This window comes from Streptomyces sennicomposti (assembly GCF_019890635.1).
In the GTDB taxonomy this organism is placed as follows: Bacteria; Actinomycetota; Actinomycetes; order Streptomycetales; family Streptomycetaceae; genus Streptomyces; species Streptomyces sennicomposti.
This window is the reverse complement of record NZ_JAIOAB010000058.1, coordinates 13,694-29,138: the sequence shown is the minus strand read 5'-3', so window position 1 is coordinate 29,138 and position 15,445 is coordinate 13,694. Positions and strand designations below refer to the sequence as shown.

At 72.5% G+C, this 15,445-nt stretch carries 16 protein-coding genes; 5 read left to right on the top strand and 11 right to left on the bottom strand.

Annotated features, from left to right (window positions below; genetic code table 11):
• Positions 1-897 (bottom strand): SGNH/GDSL hydrolase family protein, encoded by an 897-nt coding sequence (locus K7787_RS25495; RefSeq protein ID WP_019982208.1) that lies wholly within the window; start codon positions 895-897, stop codon positions 1-3.
• A 255-nt stretch (positions 898-1,152) separates the two neighbouring features.
• On the opposite strand from K7787_RS25495, the gene K7787_RS25490 reads away from it, so the two are divergent.
• Entirely contained in the window at positions 1,153-1,647 is a 495-nt protein-coding gene (locus tag K7787_RS25490) for a DUF3145 domain-containing protein (protein WP_009188410.1), read from the top strand.
• 193 nt (positions 1,648-1,840) lie between these two features.
• On the opposite strand, the gene K7787_RS25485 is transcribed toward K7787_RS25490, so the two are convergent.
• The 5 genes from K7787_RS25485 to fasR all read right to left on the bottom strand — a co-directional run bounded on the left by K7787_RS25485 (position 1,841) and on the right by fasR (position 6,793).
• Positions 1,841-3,112 (bottom strand): beta-ketoacyl-[acyl-carrier-protein] synthase family protein, encoded by a 1,272-nt coding sequence (locus tag K7787_RS25485; RefSeq protein WP_223003073.1) that lies wholly within the window; start codon positions 3,110-3,112, stop codon positions 1,841-1,843.
• A gap of 87 nt (positions 3,113-3,199) precedes the next feature.
• Positions 3,200-3,448 carry an acyl carrier protein gene (locus K7787_RS25480; protein WP_003989952.1) on the bottom strand — a complete coding sequence of 83 codons (249 nt, stop codon included), beginning with the start codon at positions 3,446-3,448 and terminating at the stop codon, positions 3,200-3,202.
• A 78-nt stretch (positions 3,449-3,526) separates the two neighbouring features.
• A complete protein-coding gene (locus K7787_RS25475; protein ID WP_009188408.1) occupies positions 3,527-4,558 on the bottom strand; it encodes a ketoacyl-ACP synthase III in 1,032 nt (343 codons plus the stop codon).
• A 22-nt stretch (positions 4,559-4,580) separates the two neighbouring features.
• Positions 4,581-5,498: an ACP S-malonyltransferase gene (locus tag K7787_RS25470; RefSeq protein ID WP_169435378.1), complete on the bottom strand. Its 918-nt coding sequence runs from the start codon at positions 5,496-5,498 to the stop codon at positions 4,581-4,583.
• A gap of 89 nt (positions 5,499-5,587) precedes the next feature.
• Complete coding sequence (fasR, locus tag K7787_RS25465) at positions 5,588-6,793, bottom strand: fatty acid biosynthesis transcriptional regulator FasR (RefSeq protein ID WP_169435377.1); 1,206 nt, start codon at positions 6,791-6,793, stop codon at positions 5,588-5,590.
• Positions 6,794-6,925: 132 nt separating this feature from the next.
• Between fasR and K7787_RS25460 the strand changes: the two genes are divergently transcribed.
• Positions 6,926-7,582, top strand: a complete 657-nt coding sequence (locus K7787_RS25460; RefSeq protein ID WP_223003083.1) for a pirin family protein — start codon at positions 6,926-6,928, stop codon at positions 7,580-7,582.
• 338 nt (positions 7,583-7,920) lie between these two features.
• Here the strand turns inward: K7787_RS25460 and K7787_RS25455 are convergent, their stop codons facing one another.
• Positions 7,921-8,748, bottom strand: a complete 828-nt coding sequence (locus K7787_RS25455) for a serine hydrolase domain-containing protein (RefSeq protein WP_223003072.1) — start codon at positions 8,746-8,748, stop codon at positions 7,921-7,923.
• 18 nt (positions 8,749-8,766) lie between these two features.
• Positions 8,767-9,237, bottom strand: coding sequence for a GNAT family N-acetyltransferase (locus K7787_RS25450; RefSeq protein WP_223003071.1), 471 nt, complete (start codon positions 9,235-9,237; stop codon positions 8,767-8,769).
• Between the two features lie 218 nt (positions 9,238-9,455).
• On the opposite strand from K7787_RS25450, the gene K7787_RS25445 reads away from it, so the two are divergent.
• Positions 9,456-9,953 carry a MerR family transcriptional regulator gene (locus K7787_RS25445; protein WP_043261709.1) on the top strand — a complete coding sequence of 166 codons (498 nt, stop codon included), beginning with the start codon at positions 9,456-9,458 and terminating at the stop codon, positions 9,951-9,953.
• Between the two features lie 4 nt (positions 9,954-9,957).
• Here the strand turns inward: K7787_RS25445 and K7787_RS25440 are convergent, their stop codons facing one another.
• From K7787_RS25440 to K7787_RS25430, 3 genes are all read right to left on the bottom strand, one after another.
• Complete coding sequence (locus K7787_RS25440; RefSeq protein ID WP_223003070.1) at positions 9,958-10,821, bottom strand: DUF4429 domain-containing protein; 864 nt, start codon at positions 10,819-10,821, stop codon at positions 9,958-9,960.
• Positions 10,822-10,887: 66 nt separating this feature from the next.
• The gene (locus K7787_RS25435; protein WP_164392407.1) at positions 10,888-12,105 is read right to left on the bottom strand and encodes an alpha/beta hydrolase; all 1,218 of its coding nucleotides are present in this window, start codon (positions 12,103-12,105) and stop codon (positions 10,888-10,890) included.
• A gap of 137 nt (positions 12,106-12,242) precedes the next feature.
• Positions 12,243-13,049: a TetR/AcrR family transcriptional regulator gene (locus K7787_RS25430; RefSeq protein ID WP_223003069.1), complete on the bottom strand. Its 807-nt coding sequence runs from the start codon at positions 13,047-13,049 to the stop codon at positions 12,243-12,245.
• 131 nt (positions 13,050-13,180) lie between these two features.
• Between K7787_RS25430 and K7787_RS25425 the strand changes: the two genes are divergently transcribed.
• The gene (locus K7787_RS25425) at positions 13,181-14,800 is read left to right on the top strand and encodes an MFS transporter (RefSeq protein ID WP_164392404.1); all 1,620 of its coding nucleotides are present in this window, start codon (positions 13,181-13,183) and stop codon (positions 14,798-14,800) included.
• A 288-nt stretch (positions 14,801-15,088) separates the two neighbouring features.
• Positions 15,089-15,439 (top strand): small hydrophobic protein, encoded by a 351-nt coding sequence (locus K7787_RS25420; RefSeq protein ID WP_078624883.1) that lies wholly within the window; start codon positions 15,089-15,091, stop codon positions 15,437-15,439.
• Positions 15,440-15,445 lie beyond the last annotated feature (6 nt).

The window sequence follows — 15,445 nt, the reverse complement described above, 5'->3', positions numbered from 1 at the left end:
TCACGGCGTTTTCGCCGTGACGGTGCGGTAGGCGATCTCCGCGAGCCGCGCCTGGCCGTTGCGGCTCGGGTGGAACCAGTCCCAGTGACTGAGCTGCTGGGTGCCGAAGCGGTAGTCGAAAACCGCGTCGTGGTCGAACCGGCAGCGGCGGTCCTTCGCGCACACGTCCGCCAGCACCTTGTTGTACGCCACCACCCGCGCCTGCACCGTCTCGCGCCGCGCCGTCGCCGCCCCGTCCAGCGCGTCCGCGTCGCCCAGCATCGACGGGCAGATGCCCAGCTTCCAGATCTGCTTGCCCAGCGGATTGGTCCGTCCCTCCGACCACAGCCGCTTCAGGTTCGGCACGCTGGAGACGTACACCTGGGTCTTCGGCAGCGTCTGGCGCAGGGTGTTCATCGCGTCCTGGAACTGGGTGCGGAAGTCGGCCACCGACGTCATCTCGGCCGTCGAGGCCCGGCACGCGTCGTTGGCGCCGACCATCACCGCCACCAGCTCCGGCCGGTGCACCACCGCCTTGTCCATCTGCGCCTTCAGATCCCGCATCCGGGCCCCGGTCACCGCGTGGTTCCAGCTGTGCTGCGACGCGCCGGCCACTCCGAGCAGCCGCACGGCCAGGCTGTTGACCGCGGCGTCGCTGCCCGTCGCCCAGGACACCTCCGGACAGTCCGTCAGCACCGCGCACGCGTCGAACCCGCGCGTGATGGAGTCGCCCACCGCCGCGACCGAGTCCGGGGAGGTGTCCCACTCGGGCGTCGGCGACGCGGACGGCCGCCCCGCCCGCGCTCCCGTGTCGCCGGAGGTGCCCCGACCGACGGTGTCGCAGCCCGCGGCGGCCAGCACGGCCGTCACCGCCACGACGGCGTGCGCGGCCCGCAGACGGTGGCTTCGCTTCCGCATCCCTGGTGTTCCCCTCGGTCGTCCTACGGTGCAGCCGGTCCCCTCCATGAGAACGCGCGAGGGTTCCCCACCCCCTCCGATGTGACGGCGCACACCCGTACAAGCGTCCCCATGGGTGAATGCCGGGGGTTTCCTGGCACCGGGACCGACGGTACGTCACACTCCTTGCCCCGTCGCACGGTAGCCTCGCCCTCAACGTGGCCGTCGCGCCACTGCCGCCCGCCCGCCCCTGACCCGCTCTGCCCGGAGGTCCCGGTGACGACACGTGGAGTTCTGTACGTGCACTCCGCGCCGCGCGCGCTGTGCCCGCACGTCGAGTGGGCCGTCGCCGGGGTGCTCGGCACGCGCGTCAGCCTGGACTGGATCCGCCAGCCCGCCGCGCCCGGCACCTGGCGCTCGGAGTTCTCCTGGCAGGGCCAGGCCGGCGCCGCCTCCAAGCTCGCCTCCGCGCTGCGCGGCTGGCACCTGCTGCGCTTCGAGGTCACCGCCGAGCCGTGCGCCACCGCCGAGGGCGAGCGCTACAGCTGCACTCCCGACCTCGGCATCTTCCACGCCGTCACCGGCATCCACGGCGACATCCTCATCCCCGAGGACCGTCTGCGCGCCGCCCTCACCCGCTCCCGGGCCGGCGAGACGGACCTGGAGGCGGAGATCGCCAAGCTCCTCGGCAAGCCCTGGGACGACGAACTGGAACCCTTCCGCTACGCGGGCGAAGGCGCCCCGGTCCGCTGGCTCCACCAGGTGGTCTGAAAGGGATTCTGAAAGGGATTCGGCGCGCGCCGGACTCCGATTCGTCGCGCGCCGGACTCCGCGAGCGACCCACTACGGCCCGCACCCGGCCGACGACGAACGAAGAACGGCGCCGGCCCGAACCCCACGGGGGGTCCGGGCCGGCGCCGTTCAGTACCGCGACGTACCGCGACGTACCGCGACGTACCGCGGCTCAGACGGTGCGGAAGGCCAGCACCACGTTGTGCCCGCCGAACCCGAACGAGTCGTTCAACGCGGCGATCCGCCCCTCGGCGGGCAACTGCCGGGCCTCCCCGCGGACCACGTCCGCGTTCGCCTCCGCCTCGGGGTCGAGGTTCTCGACGTTGATGGTCGGCGGCGCCACCCGGTTGTACAGCGCCAGCACCGTCGCCACCGACTCCACACCGCCCGCGCCGCCCAGCAGGTGACCGGTCATCGACTTGGTCGCGGAGACCGCCATGTGGTCCGCGTGGTCGCCGAAGACCTTCCGCAGCGCCTTCAGCTCGGCGATGTCACCGGCCGGCGTCGAGGTGGCGTGCGCGTTGACGTGCACGATCTCGGCCGGGTCCAGGTCGGTGCGGTCCAGCAGGTTGTGCAGGGCGTGCGAGATGCCGCGGCCCTCGGGCTCGGGCTGCACGATGTCGTGGCTGTCGGCGGAGACGCCCTGGCCGACCGCCTCCGCGTAGACGCGGGCGCCGCGCGCGGCGGCGTGCTCGGCGGACTCCAGGACGAGGACGCCGGCGCCCTCGCCGAGGACGAAGCCGTCCCGGGCGACGTCGTAGGGGCGCGAGGCGCCCTCGGGGTTCTCGTTGTTCTTGGACATCGCCATCATGTTGCCGAACGCGGCGATCGGCAGCGGGTGGATCGCCGCCTCGGTGCCGCCGGCGACGACCACGTCGGCGCGGCCGGTGCGGATCATCTCGATGGCGTAGCCGATGGCCTCGGCGCCCGACGCGCAGGCGGAGACCGGGGTGTGCACGCCCGCCCGGGCGTTCACGAGGAGGCCCACGTTGGCCGAGGGGCCGTTCGGCATCAGCATGGGCACGGTGTGCGGGGAGACACGGCGTACGCCCTTCTCCTTCAGCACGTCGTACTGGTCCAGGAGCGTGGTCACGCCGCCGATGCCGGAGGCGATGACCGCGCCGAGCCGGTCGGGGGCGACGGAGCTGTCCTCGCCGGCCTTGCCGGTGAAGCCGGCGTCCTGCCACGCCTCCTGGGCGGCGACCAGCGCGAACTGCGCCGACCGGTCCAGCCGGCGGGCCTGCGGCCGGGGGATGGTCTCGGTCGGCTCCACGGCGGCCGGGGCCGCGATACGGACGGCCTGCTCGGCCGCCCACTCCTGGGTCAGCGGCTTGACGCCGGACCTGCCGGCGACCAGACCCTCCCAGGTGGAGGCTGCGTCGCCACCCAGCGGTGTGGTTGCGCCGATACCGGTGACGACCACGGTGCGATTGGTCGAGCTCACGGGAATTCTTTCTCCAACGGATGCGAGGATTCAAACGGCGCCACCGCCGGGTGGCGGGGCAGTCAGCCCAAGGCGGTGATCGGTGGATCAGCCCTGGTGCTTGAGGATGTAGTCGGTCGCGTCGCCGACCGTCTTGAGGTTCTTGACGTCCTCGTCGGGGATCTTGACGTCGAAGCGCTCCTCGGCGGCGACGACGACCTCGACCATGGACAGCGAGTCGACGTCCAGGTCATCGGTGAAGGACTTGTCCAGCTGGACGTCCTCGACGGGGATCCCGGCGATCTCGTTCACGATCTCGGCGAGACCGGCGACGATCTCTTCCTGAGTGGCGGCCATGTCGGCGCTCCTTCGTAGATGTTCCAGAGGATGTGGCAAGTGCTGCCCGCACCGGACGCGTGATCCGGCACGGAGTGCCTAGGGGAGGGTAACGACCGTCGCGGCGTAGACGAGACCCGCCCCGAAGCCGATGACGAGCGCGGTGTCGCCGCTCTTCGCCTCGCCGGTCGCCAGAAGCCGCTCCATCGCGAGCGGAATCGAGGCGGCCGAGGTGTTGCCGGTGGTGCGGATGTCGCGGGCGACCGTGACGTGCTCCGGCAGTTTCAGCGTCTTCACCATCGAGTCGATGATCCGCACATTGGCCTGGTGCGGGATGAAGACGTCCAGGTCGTCCGGGGTGATCCCGGCCGCGTCCAGCGCCTGCTGGGCGACCTTCGCCATCTCGAACACGGCCCAGCGGAACACCGCCTGGCCCTCCTGCGTGATCGCAGGGAACTTGATGTTGCCCTCGCTGTCCACGGGCAGCTCGGACACGGCGCCGCTCCGGAAGCGGTCCCAGGAGAAGGTCTGCTTGATCGTCTGCGCCTTGTCGCCCTCCGAGCCCCACACGGTCGGGCCGATGGCCGGCTCCGTGGAGGGGCCGACGACGACCGCGCCGGCGCCGTCGCCGAACAGGAAGGCGGTCGCCCGGTCCTCCAGGTCGGTGAGGTCGCTCAGCCGCTCCACGCCGATGACCAGCACGTACTCGGCGGAGCCCTCGACCACCATGCCCTTGGCCAGGGTCAGGCCGTAGCCGAAGCCGGCGCAGCCCGCCGAGATGTCGAAGGCGGCGGCCTTGTCGGTGCCGAGCCGGTCGGCGATCTCGGTGGCGATGGCCGGGGTCTGGCTGAAGTGCGAGACGGTCGAGACGACCACCGCGCCGATCTGCGCGGCCTCGATCCCGGCGTCCGCGATGGCCTTGCCGGACGCCTCGACGGACATGGCCGCGACGGTCTCCTCCGGCGACGCCCAGTGCCGGGTCTCGATGCCGGAGCGCGAACGGATCCACTCGTCGGACGAGTCGATCTTCTCGAGGATCACCTCGTTGGGCACCACGCGCGTGGGCCGGTAGCCGCCCACCCCGAGGATGCGGGCGTACGGGGCGCCCTTGCTGGGCTTGATCTTCGCCATGTTCGATCGGCTCCTTAGGGCGTCAGGCGTTCGCGTGCTCGGCGACGAGGTCGCGGGCCGCGCCGAGGTCGTCGGGGGTCTTCAGCGCCAGCGTCCGCACGCCCGGCAGGGCCCGCTTGGCCAGGCCGGTGAGCGTGCCGCCGGGGCAGACCTCGATCAGGGCGGTGACGCCGAGTTCCTTGAACGTCTCCATGCACAGGTCCCAGCGGACCGGGTTGGCGACCTGGCCGACCAGCCGCTCGACGACCTCGGCGCCGCTGGTGACGGACCGGCCGTCCTTGTTGGAGACGTAGGCGACCTTCGGGTCGGAGGGCGAGAGCGCCTTGGCGGCCTCGGCCAGCTTCTCGACGGCGGGCGCCATGTGGTGGGTGTGGAAGGCGCCGGCCACCTTCAGCGGCACGACCTTGCGCACGCCCTCGGGCTTGTCCTCGGCGAGCGCCGCCAGCTGCGCCATGGTGCCGGCGGCCACGATCTGGCCCGCGCCGTTGACGTTGGCCGGGGTCAGCCCCAGCTTCTCCAGGTGCGCCACGGAGACCTCCGGGTCGCCGCCGAGCAGCGCCGACATGCCCGTCTCGGTGACGGCGGCGGCCTCGGCCATCGCCAGGCCGCGCTTGCGCACCAGGGTGAGCGCGGCGGTGTCGTTCAGCACCCCGGCGAAGGCGGCGGCGGTGATCTCGCCGACGCTGTGGCCCGCGACGGCGTCGGGCGCGATGTCACCGAGTGCCGCGGCCGACAGGATCCCGGCGGCCACCAGCAGCGGCTGGGCCACCGCGGTGTCGCGGATCGCGTCCGCGTCGGCCTGCGTCCCGTAGTGGACGAGGTCGAGTCCGATGGCGTCCGACCAGGCGGCCACACGGTCGGCGGCCCCGGGCAGTTCGAGCCAGGGGGTCAGGAAGCCGGGCGCCTGGGCGCCCTGGCCGGGAGCGACGAGTACGAGCACTCTCACACTCTCTCTTGGGGACGGCCACGGCCGCCCGTGGGGACAGGGACGAAGAACACGGAGGGGTTTTGTGGACCCCCGACAAAACGTCAGGCCTGGGGATCTCCATCGGCCAGCCGCCCCAGGATCAGCGCGATCCTCAGCGTGAACGCGGATCGTACATCGGAGGGCGACCATCCGGTGACGTCAGTCACACGTCGGAGCCGGTAGCGCACGGTGTTCGGGTGAACGAAGAGCATGCGGGCCGCCCCTTCCAGGCTGCTCGCCTGCTCCAGATAGACACTCAGCGTCTCCAGGAGCGCGGACCCGGCCTCCTCCAGCGGTCTGTAGATCTCCTCTACCAGCTGCTCGCGGGCGCCCGGATCGCCCGCGATGGCGCGCTCCGGCAGCAGATCGTCCGCCAGCACCGGGCGCGGGGCGTCCTGCCAGGCGGAACACGCCTTCAGCCCGGCCGCGGCGGCCTGCGCGGACCGGGTCGCGGCGAGCAGGTCCGGCACGATCGGCCCGGCCACCACCGGCCCCGCCGCATACGGCCCGATCAGCGACTTCGCCACCGCGAGCGGATTGTCGTCGCCGCCGGCGATCACCACGAGGCGGTTGCCGAGCACACCGGTGAGCACCTGGAGCTTGGCGTGCCGGGCGGCCCGCCGGATGGCCTCCACGGTCAGCTCCGAGTCCCCGTCGGGCGCGGTCCCGAGCACCACGCAGACGTGCTCGGGCGAGTTCCAGCCGAGGGCGGCGGCCCGCGACACGGCGCCCTCGTCCGCCTCGCCCGACAGGACGGCGTTGACGACCAGCGACTCCAGGCGGGCGTCCCAGGCACCGCGTGCCTCGGCGGCCTGGGCGTAGACCTGGGCGGTGGCGAAGGCGATCTCCCGCGCGTACACGAGCAGCGCCTCGCGCAGCACGGACTCGTCGCCGGGGGCCGCCACCTCGTCGATGGCGGACTCCATGACCTCGATGGTGGTGCGCACCATCTCCACGGTCTGGCGCAGCGTGATCGCCCGGGTCAGCTCGCGCGGCGCGGTGCCGAACACATCGGTGGAGATGGCCTGGGGCGCGTCGGGGCGGCGGAACCACTCGGTGAAGGCCGCGATGCCCGCCTGGGCCACCAGCCCGATCCAGGAACGGTTCTCCGGGGGCATGGCCCGGTACCACGGCAGCGTCTCGTCCATCCGCGCGATGGCCTGCGCGGCCAGCGACCCGGAGGACTTCTCCAGTCGTCTCAGGGTCGCGGTGTGCGGATGGGCGGGGCGCGGGGCGGCTTCGGCGTCGCGGGATTCGGGTTCGGGCACGGGGACAAGACTGCCTTATCCGGACGCACGTACGTGCCGCCGGGTCCGAACCGAACGCTCCGCACCCCGCCGACCTGCTCCCGGCCGGCCTCCCGGGGCCCCGGGGGCCGGGGCTACGGTGTCCCCGTGACCATGGACGTGCGGCGCGCGGCACAGCGCTACGAGGGCGGCGAGGAGGCGGCCGGGATCAGCACCCGGCACGCCTTCTCCTTCGGCCCGCACTACGACCCGGACAACCTCCGCTTCGGCGCGCTGATCGCCTGCAACGAGGAGCGGCTGGCCCCCGGCGCCGGGTTCGCCGAGCATCCGCACAGCCACACCGAGATCGTCACCTGGGTCGTCGAGGGCGAGCTGACCCACCGCGACTCCACGGGCCACGAGAGCGTGGTCCGCCCCGGCGACGTGCAGCATCTGAGCGCGGCGGCGGGCGTGCGCCACGTGGAGCGCAACGACGGCGACGTCCCGCTCGTCTTCGTCCAGATGTGGCTGACCCCGCTGGAGCCCGGCGGCGAGCCCCGCTACACGGCCGTACGCGCCCTGCCCGACCCGACCCCGTACGCCGTCCCGGAGGCCGCCGCGACCCTCCACGTACGGCGCCCGGCGGCCGGGGAGCGCACACCGCTGCCGTCCGCCGCGCACCTGTACGTCCATGTCGTACGCGGCGAAGTGCGCCTGTCCGGCGAGGAGTTGTCCCCGGGCGACGCGGCGCGGATCACCGACGCCGGCCCCCTGCAGGCGGAGGCCGTGACGGACGCGGAGCTGCTGGTGTGGGAGATGGACGCACGATGAGCGAACCCGGCCCGCCCGGAGCCGTGACGCCGTGACGACGAAGGCCGAGATGGAGCGGTACGGGCGCATTCTGGCGGGGTGCTACGAGGGGTACTTCGTGAAGCTCCACGATGATTCCGAGGTCACCGGCGGGTACTACATCTACCTGGTGGACGACCTGGCCGAGCCGACGGACGGGGGTGACTACTGGGTGGCGGACAGGGGGGAACTCGAGTCGTTCGTGGAGTCCTCCCAGTGGGAGATCGAATGGCTCCCTGAGCAGGAACGCAGACCGGCAAGCCCGTCGGGATCGGTGCCGACGGGCTCTCTCCGTTCGGGTGGTCCGGGCCGCCCGCCGGTCAGGCGGTCCCGCGCAGTTCCGCCAACACCCCGTCCGTGAAAGCCGGCCACACCTCGATCGCCCAGGGGCCGAAGGGGCGGTCGGTCAGGGCCACGCAGGACGCGCCCGCGTCGGGGTCGGTCCACAGGAACGTGCCGGACTGGCCGAAGTGGCCGAAGGTGCGCGGCGAGGACGAAGCGCCCGTCCAGTGCGGGGACTTGCCGTCGCGGATCTCGAAGCCGAGGCCCCAGTCGTTGGGGTTCTGGTGGCCGTAGCCCGGCAGGACGCCCTTGGTGCCCGGGTACTGCACCGTCATCGCCTCGGCGACCGTGCGCACGTCCAGCAGCCGCGGCGCCTGGAGTTCGGCGGCGAAGCGGAGCAGGTCGTCCACGGTGGAGACGCCGTCCTTGGCGGGGGAGCCGTCCAGCGTCGTCGCCGTCATGCCCAGCGGTTCCAGGACCGCCTGGCGCAGATACTCCGGGAACGGGATGTCCGTCGCCTTCGCCACATGGTCGCCGAGCTGTTCGAAACCGGCGTTGGAGTACAGCCGCCGCTCGCCGGGCGGGGCCGTCACCCGATGTTCGTCGAAGGCCAGGCCCGAGGTGTGGGCGAGCAGATGGCGGACGGTCGCGCCGGGCGGGCCGGCCGGCTCGTCCAGCTCGATCGCGCCCTCCTCGTACGCCACCAGCACAGCGTAGGCGGCCAGCGGCTTGGTGACCGAGGCCAGCGGGAAGCGGTGACCGGTCGGGCCGTGGACGCCGGCGACCGTGCCGTCGGCGCGCACCACGCCCGCCGCGGCGGTGGAAACCGGCCAGTTCTCGATCGACGCCAGGCTCTTCAACGACATGACGTCGAGCCTAAGCGCTCACAGCCACAGCTCCAGCAACGGGTCGGGCTTGGGCCGGAACCCCAGGGAGGCGTACAGCGACGCGGCCTCGGCGGAGGTGGTGAGCTGCACCCGGTCGGCGCCCCGCTCGCGGAACCACTCCAGCAGCCGGTCCATGCACGCCCGCGCGTACCCCCGGCGGCGGGCGCCGGGGTCGGTGGCGACGCTGAAGACGTAGCCGACCGTGCCGAGCGGGTTGCCGGCCCGGCCGATGCGGTACTCCAGCGTGCCCGCCACCAGCGCGGCCAGTTCCCCGGGCCGCTCCGGGTGGTCCACGACGAACGCGGCGAAGCCGCCGTCCGGCTCGGCCAGCCGCGCCCGCAGCACGGGCAGCGAGTCGGCGTGCCAGTCGGTGGAGCTGTCCGCCCCGGCCATCGAGTCGATCATCACCTGGCGCAGACGCAGCACTTCGGGGGCGTCGGCGGGCTCGGCACGGCGTACGGGACTCATGCCCCGCACGCTAGCCAGCACGGCCCGGCCGCGTCCTGTCGTTTTTCCGGCGGACGTCCCCCGGCCCGCACCCGCCTGAAGTGCCGCACCCGCGCTCGCTCGAAGCGCACTGGCGCTCGCCCGGAGCGCACCCGCGCTCGCCCGGAGCGCACCCGCGCTTGCTTCGAGCACACCCCGCGCTTGCTTGGAGTGCACTCGAAGGTTCTAGCGTGGAGGTCATGACGGTGACGCAGAACACGGCCGTGGCCATCGAGACCGCGGACGACTCCGCCCGCCCCGACGTCTGCTCCGCCGATCCCCGGCGGCCCCCGCGCCCCGACGGGCAGGACCGCTACACGATCAGCGAGGTGGTCGCCTTCACCGGGCTGACGGCGCACACGCTGCGCTGGTACGAGCGGATCGGCCTGATGCCGCATGTGGACCGTTCGCACACCGGTCAGCGCCGCTACACCAACCGCGACCTGGAGTGGCTCGACCTCGTCGGCAAGCTGCGGCTGACCGGCATGCCGGTCGCCGGCATGGTGCGGTACGCGGAGCTGGTGCGCGGCGGCGAGGAGACCTACGGCGAGCGCTTCGAGCTGCTGGCGGCGACCCGCCGGGACGTGCTGGAGCGGATGGCCCAGCTGCAGGACACCCTCGCGGTGCTGGACTTCAAGATCGGTTTCTACGCGGACGCCGGGCGGCGTCCCGAGGGGGAGCCGGACAGGACGCGCTGACCGGTCACAGCTCCGCGAGCAGTTCGGCCTTCTTCACGGAGAACTCGTCGTCCGTGACCAGTCCCGCCCGGTGCAGTTCCCCGAGGTGCCGGATGCGCTCGGCGACGACGGCCGGGTCGCGGCGGGCGGCGGCGACCGCGGCCACGGGGGCGGGCGCGGCGGCCCGCACCGCGGCCAGCACGGCGGCGGCGAACGGCAGCGACTCGTGGACCGGACCGTAGCCGAGCCCGAACACCACCGCGGCGGGGTCCTGGTCCGGCTGCGGCGGCGCGGCGGCGCCCGACGCCGTGCCCGCCTCGCGCGGCAGCAGCCGCAGATGCCCCTCGAAGACCTCGGGCGAGCGCCACTCCACCCCGCCGAGGTCGCCGACCGGGAAGCTCTGGTCGCCGGCCTTCCACTTCTCCGAGGACGCGCCCGTCCACGACCAGCGGAAGCGCACCGTCGTGCCGTCGAAGGACGCCTTGCCGTCGTAGGCCTTGAACCGGAGCGGCGGCTCGGGCGCGGCCACCAGATGGCGGTCGGCCGGGCCGGTCTCGGTGAGGCGCCCGCGCAGCTCGTCGGCGTAGTACTCGGCGAGGGTCGCCCGCTCGGCGGGCAGCACCAGCCGGTAGGGGTCGCAGCCCTCCTTCAGCTGCCCGTCGGCCGCCTCCATCAGCGGGTCGGCGCCGGGGCGCGGGTCGGCGCGCAGGACCACGGTCCCGCGGCGGCCGGGAGTCAGCGTCACGCCGGCCAGCGCGGCCAGCGGGATCCGGCGCTCGCCGAGCGCCTGGAAGAGCTTCGGTGTCCGTATCCCCCGTTCGTATCGGATGAGCACGGAATCGGACTCGAACTCCCAGGCAGCATGAAATCCGGTCAGTACGTCACCCATGCGGCTCATCGTAGGCGGCACCAGCTTCTGCGTCCCTCCCCGCGCGGACCGCACTTCCTGCTGTCTCTACGCGCGTCCGGCCGTCGTCGTGCCGGGCAAACCCGCCCGGCACCCGTCGTTGTCATGGGCGCACCGCACCGAGCCGTACGCGCCGACGCCGATCTCGGCGAAGTTGGTGAGGCTGTCGGTGCCCGGGTCGAAGTAGCCGGCGTGCCCCTTGGCGCCGTCGGCGGACAGCACCCGCGCCCCGAAGGCCCGGGAGACCGGGTCGGCGCCGTGGCCGAATCCGCCCAGCTCCAGATAGGGCACGTCGCGGATCCAGTCGGTGGCGTTGCGCATGGCCCACACCCGTGCGGAGGTGCCGAGCCGGGCGACGGTCTGCGCGTGCATGCCGGGGCTGGCCGCGACCGCGATGTCGAAGACCCGGCCGGGCAGCGAGTGTGCCGCGAGGCCGCACACCACCGAGCCGTAGCTGTGGCAGAACAGGGCGACGGGGGCGGCGCCGGGCAGCCCGCGCAGCAGTCCGTTCAGCCGTACGGCGCCGTCCTCGGCGCGCATCGCGGTGGCCGCGTCCACGCCGATGCCGCTGGGTGCGGTGTAGTCGGCCCAGGCGATGACGGCGGTGCGGGTGCCGGGGCTCGCGGTCCGCTCGGCGGTCCACAGCGACTTCGCCATGCCGTACGCCGCCGTGTAGGGGCGGTAGGTCTTGCGGAAGGTGAACAGGTCGGTGTCGACGCCGGGGACGACGACGGAGACCCGCTGCGCCCGGGTCAGGTCGCCGAAGACCTCGGCGACGCGGCCGGAGCCCTCGGGGTCGAAGGCGAGGATCTGGCGGTCCTTGCCCATGAGCGCGGCGAAGTGGTGCTCGCGGCGCCCGGCGTCCTGCTGGCCGGCGGGGGTGAGCCGGCTGTCGTGGGTGCGCTTCAGCTCGGCCGCGCGGGCCTGGCCGAGCGCGATGCGGTTGGCCTCGTAGCGCAGCGGGACGGGCGCGCCGTTCATGTTGCCGACGGCGAGCGGGTAGCGGTGGGCGAGCAGATCGCGGTCGTGCGCGCCGAGCGAGGCGAAGAAGCGGGCGATCCGGCCGGGGGCCGCGTCGGGGTCCGGCAGCCGGTGGCCGTGCAGGCTGCCGTGCTGCCAGGCGGCCAGGGAGGCCTGGAGGGCGGTGGACCCGCGGTGGCCGCGCGAGGCGGTCCAGCCGGTGGTCGTCAGCATCACGAAGACGACGGCCAGCGCGAGCAGGGCGCGCCAGACGTTGAGCGGTGGGGAGGCGTCGAAGGAAGTCACTGGGAGGACACACTAGGAGAACGGGACGGTCTCGCGTTAACCGAGTGACACGGATCACGTTTCAAGTCGCGTGACCGGAATCTCAGTTCGCACGCCCGTTCAAGATCGCCTGTCCGTACGGCAGTTCGAGGCTTCGCTCAGACGTCCGCGCCCGGGGTGGCGCCCTCGCCGGCGTCCGGGTCCGCGCACGGGTCCGCGTCCGGATCCGCTCCCGGGTCCGCGTCCGGGTCCGGGTCCGCGCACGGGTCCGCGCACGGGTTCGCGTCCACCCCGTCGTCCGTACGCCAGTTGCCCGCCAGGGCCGGGCCGATCTGGTCCAGATGGGCGGCGGTGAGCGCGCGTATCGCGGCCAGGCTGAAGTCCTCGCCCGTGCTCCACTGACGGCCCGTCACCCGCATCACGCCGCCGAAGACCGCCACCGCCAGACGCGGGCGCGGATCGGCGTCCACGTCCAGTCCCTCGCGCGCGGCGAGCAGCCGGGCGATCTCCTCCTCCGTCTCCACCGAACGGCGCAGATACGCGGCCAGCAGCGCGGGGGTGGACTCGATCACCCAGAACATCCGCAGATACAGCTCGACGGGCACCACGCTCTCGACGGCGTCGCTGATCGTGTCCCAGCTGTCGAGCACCGCCCGGCGCAGCGCCTCCAGCGGGGTCTCGTGTCGCGGGCGGGCGCGCAGCGCCTGGACGAAGTGCGCCTCCACCGTGTCCTGCACCGCGAAGGCGGCCTCCTCCTTGCCGGGGAAGTGGCGGAAGAAGGTGCGCTGCGAGACGTCGACGGCCTCGGCGATGTCGTCGACCGTCGTCTGCTCGTACCCCTTGGTGGTGAACAGTTCGAGCGAGGCCCGCAGCAGTGCGTCGCGGGTGCGCCGCTTCTTGCGCTCGCGCAGTCCCGGCCGCGGCGCCGGCTGTGGCGCCGCCTCGGCGGTCCCCGCCGTCTCCATGTACTTCTCCGTGCTTCCCGCGGCCCTCAGACCAACTGTTTCCCCAGTTCAGCCTATAGGAGGGTGACGTGTCAGTTACCGACTCGTGAATCGGTTTGTCACTTGTCAGCGACTGACACTAGCCTCACTGTATGACTAGTCAGACCACCATCGACGCAACGGGGAAGGGGGGCGGTGCGTCCGGGGACCCGTCGCACCCCGCGGCGGCCGGGGGCCTGCGCGGCCACCCCTGGTTCACCCTGATCACCGTCGCCGTAGGGGTCATGATGGTGGCCCTGGACGGCACCATCGTGGCCATCGCCAACCCGGCCATCCAGGACGACCTCCACGCCAGCCTCGCCGACGTCCAGTGGATCACCAATGCCTACTTCCTGGCCCTCGCCGTCTCGCTGATCACCGCGGGCAAGCTCGGCGACCGCTTCGGGCACCGGCAGACCTTCCTGATCGGGGTGACCGGCTTCGCCGCCGCCTCGGGCGCCATCGGCCTGTCCGGCAGCATCGGTGTCGTCGTCGCCTTCCGTGTCTTCCAGGGCCTGTTCGGCGCGCTGCTGATGCCGGCCGCGCTCGGTCTGCTGCGGGCCACCTTCCCGGCCGAGAAGCTGAACATGGCCATCGGCATCTGGGGCATGGTCATCGGCGCCTCCACCGCCGGCGGCCCGATCCTCGGCGGCGTCCTCGTCGAGCACGTCAACTGGCAGTCGGTGTTCTTCATCAACGTGCCGGTCGGCGCCCTCGCCCTGATCCTCGGCCTGGTGATCCTGCTCGACCACCGGGCCGAGAACGCGCCGCGCTCCTTCGACATCGGCGGCATCGTCCTGCTGTCGGGGTCGATGTTCTGCCTCGTCTGGGCGCTCATCAAGGCCCCGGAGTGGGGCTGGGGCGACGGCAAGACCTGGCTGTTCATCGGGGCGTCCGCCGTGGGCTTCGCCGCGTTCTCCTTCTGGGAGACCAGGGTCAAGGAGCCGCTGCTCCCGCTGGCGATGTTCCGCTCGGTGCCGCTGTCGGCGGGTGTCGTCCTGATGGTCCTCATGGCGATCGCCTTCATGGGCGGCCTGTTCTTCGTCACCTTCTACCTCCAGAACGTGCACGGCATGAGCCCGGTCGACGCCGGTCTGCACCTGCTGCCGCTCACCGGCATGATGATCGTCGGCTCGCCCCTGGCCGGCGCGATGATCACCAAGGTCGGTCCGCGCATCCCGCTCGCGGGCGGCATGGCGTGCACCGCTGTGGCCATGTACGGCATCTCCACCCTGGAGACGGACACCGGCAGCGGTGTGATGTCCCTCTGGTTCGCCCTGCTCGGCCTGGGCCTCGCGCCCGTCATGGTCGGCGCCACCGAGGTCATCGTCGGCAACGCGCCGATGGAGCTGTCCGGCGTGGCCGGCGGTCTCCAGCAGGCCGCCATGCAGATCGGCGGCAGCCTCGGCACCGCGGTGCTGGGCGCCGTCATGGCCTCCAAGGTCGACAACGACCTGGCCGGCAACTGGGCGGACGCGGGACTGCCCAAGCTGACGCCGGAGCAACTGCACCAGGCCTCCGAGGCGGTCCGGGTCGGCGTCCCGCCGGTGGCCCAGGGCACCCCGGAGCCGGTCGCCGCGAAGATCGCGGGTGTCGCCCACGAGACGTTCATCTCCGGCATGAGCCTCGCCTCGCTGGTCGCCGCCGGCGTCGCGGCCGTGGCCGTCCTGGTCGCCCTGCTCACCAAGCGCGGGGTGAACGCGGAGGCGGGCGCGGGCGTGGGCCACATCTGACGGCCTCGCACCGCGTCGCGTGCGCCGTTCCGTACGCCCCTGTCCGGTTCGCCCATCAGGGTGATGCTGCCCGGGTCCGCTCGCCCCGGACCCGGGCCGCAGGTGACAGTGGGTCAGGTCCTGCGCAGGGCACGGGACGGGGAGGGTCCGCCGCGGCGCGCTGTGAGAGGGGGCAGCGCGCCGGGCGGCGGAAAAGGGGATTGACACACGGAGGATTGACACACGGAACCGGGGTACCCGCACCTCGAACCCCAAGAACGCCAACTCGACCCGGGGTTCGAGGAGTTGATGATGGCGGGCTTCGGACACGGAACGCGCGCACACCCCCGGTCACGTAGCCGGACGTGGTCACGATGGGGGTCCCCCCTGGTCGAGCGAAGCCGAGAGCTTGGGGGAGGGCCGGACAGCGCGACGCTCGGAATCATCGGAACCATCTGCGCGATCGCCGGATTCTTCGTGCTGGGCATCGTCCTGGGCCCGGTGGCGGTCGTCTGCGGCTGGCTGGCGATGGGCCGCAGCTGGGCGGGGGCCAACCGCTCGGTGCCGGCCCTGATCGCCCTCGTCCTGGGCGCCATCGACACGCTCCTGGCCGTCATCGCACTGGCCGGAGCGGCGACCTGGGGCAACGGCATGCTGTGACCCGGG